This window comes from Oscillibacter sp. CU971 (assembly GCF_905219725.1).
Lineage (GTDB): Bacteria > Bacillota > Clostridia > Oscillospirales > Oscillospiraceae > Oscillibacter.
The window spans coordinates 1-2,083 of sequence record NZ_CAJMXG010000392.1; the positions used below are offsets into that span (position 1 = coordinate 1).

Genomic DNA, 2,083 nt, shown 5'->3' on the forward strand with positions numbered 1-2,083 from the left:
AGGTATTGCTGAACCGCGGCTCCTCCCATGGAGTGTCCGATCAAAAACGGCTTCGTATCGCACTGCGCCACCGCCCGTTCAACGTTCTCCACATAATTGGCCAATGTAAACAATCGAAAATGTTTCCGCCCGCCGCTGCCGCCATGTCCTCTTAAGCTCAGCGCAGAGCATGGGTATCCCTGCGCGGAGAAGAAATCTATAAAATTCTTCCAGCAGCGCGCATCGTGACAGATGCCGTGGACAAAAACGATATCACCCTTCGGGGCCTGTCCCAGCTTTTCCTCATGCAGAATCTCCAATGGATATGTCATTTTGCACCTCCTCAATATGTCCTTGTTCTTATACCGGCAGCATTCTCGCGTGGACAGTTATACAATTTTGCTCAAGGCGGTCTCAAGTTCAGACAAAAGCTCCTGCCCTGGAAAATCCGGATCTGTGGGCCGCTTTCTCTGAGGCAGCTCCAGTAAAATTCGCAAACGTTTCTCCATCGCACGAAGCACTCTCGCGCTGTGGCAAGCATGAGCAAGGTAGCTTTCCGCGACGACGCGCAGGACCAGAGGTTCAAAAATTTTCCGAATCAAGCGAACCAGCTGCGTGTCTATCTCAGGCGAGGCCTGACGGGGAAGACAGAATACATTGCTGAGAAGCAGAGAGTAGTCATTGTCTATAAGCACCATAGGGATGATAAGGTTCAGCTTTTCCAGTACATATAGCATCAGATTCTCGCCGCGCCCTAGGCGATCCCGGTTGAGGCCCACGAGCCAGAGCAGCAGGCCAATGTGCAGGAACCACTGCTGCCGTGGGGTTTCCTCCGGAGGCCATCCGTGGTAGACGTAGGCCTTTTTCTCCAGCAGCGCTTTCATCTCCGTCTCAAAGGATTCGTCAAAGGCGTAGGTTTCCGCCGCAAATTCCAGGAGCCTCAGCTCGCGCTTATAATAGCGGCCCTGCATAGTAGTAAACATGTAATCACCCGTGCTGGAGATCCATCCCAGATAAGAGAATTTAAATGCGGACAACTGCTCCTCGGTGGGCTCTGTTTGGGAAAGAAGTTCCGCCCAAACGCACAGCGGGCCGATGGTCATAGGAGAGGCGGCGCTCAGACGGGACAAAGCGTCCTCGCCCGCGCAGATGGCGGCAAGGGACTGGCAGAGATCGGTGTTTTCAGGGTAGGCCAGCAGGAAGAGAAAGTCTGATAATACCTCCAGGCACAGGTCAAAAAAGACGGATGGGTTGCTTTGGATGACGTTTAGAAACGTGCTGTGCTCAGACGGAGTCCGCTCTTTTGAGACAAGTACGCAGAACAGCAGCGTTTTGATATTGGAAAAGTTCTCCACCCTGCAGGCGAGCCCAAGGGCCTGTGTCAGATTTCTGCCGCAGTAGTGCATAAGCAACGAGGCGGTCTGCTCTTGATTTGGTAGGCTGTTTAGCCAGGCCAGCCAATACTCGGTCCCGGCCTTATATAAAACCGCTTCCGCAAGCAGCGTGTAACCGGAGGGACTGTAATATTCGGCCCGCCGGTCTACGTAGTTTTCACGCCAGCTGGTCCAGCCCGTTATCTGAGCGGCCTGACTGTTCTGCGGCACCGGACCGCAGCAGAAAAAGCGCTGCTCCTCCGGCAGAGAGGCATAATAGATTGCTACCGTGCCGGATATGTCCCGGGCCCGCTCCGGGGATATTCCGGCACACAGTGCGAAAAGCTGCGAATAGGGCAGGGAAGCCGCTGCCTCAAAAAGTTCAGATACGTCCAGATGAGTTCCCTGATTCATCGGAATCAGGCCTCCTTTCGCCCATGAGAACCGTGTGCTCCTTTTTCCACTCCTCAATCCGATCGAAAAAAATCTTGGGATTCGGGGATTTGAAGAGTACTGTGTCCCGACCGCCCAGCCCGTCGAGGGACGCGCCCAGGCAATAGGTCGCGCCGTCCACAATCAGAAAACGGTCGTGGATCAAGCCCTTGTCATGATTGCCGCCAGTGACGCCATAGAGGTAGGCGGAGGTTACGCTCCCATGATGAACCAGGTCTGAAAGACGGGCGAGAATCTGGTCCGCGTTGGTATCCTCAGATCCGTCCTCCTTTTTACGC

3 protein-coding genes are annotated in these 2,083 nt (G+C 54.3%); all 3 read right to left on the bottom strand.

Going from position 1 to position 2,083, the window contains the following annotated elements:
* On the bottom strand, nucleotides 1–311 hold a 311-nt coding region (locus JX325_RS15765), incomplete at its 3' end, for an alpha/beta hydrolase (RefSeq protein WP_204792003.1).
* A 57-nt stretch (nucleotides 312–368) separates the two neighbouring features.
* Entirely contained in the window at nucleotides 369–1,583 is a 1,215-nt protein-coding gene (locus JX325_RS15770) for a hypothetical protein (protein WP_204792004.1), read from the bottom strand.
* Nucleotides 1,584–1,734: 151 nt separating this feature from the next.
* Nucleotides 1,735–2,083, bottom strand: a 349-nt coding sequence (locus JX325_RS15775; RefSeq protein ID WP_204792005.1) for a hypothetical protein, incomplete at its 5' end; no start/stop codon positions are given.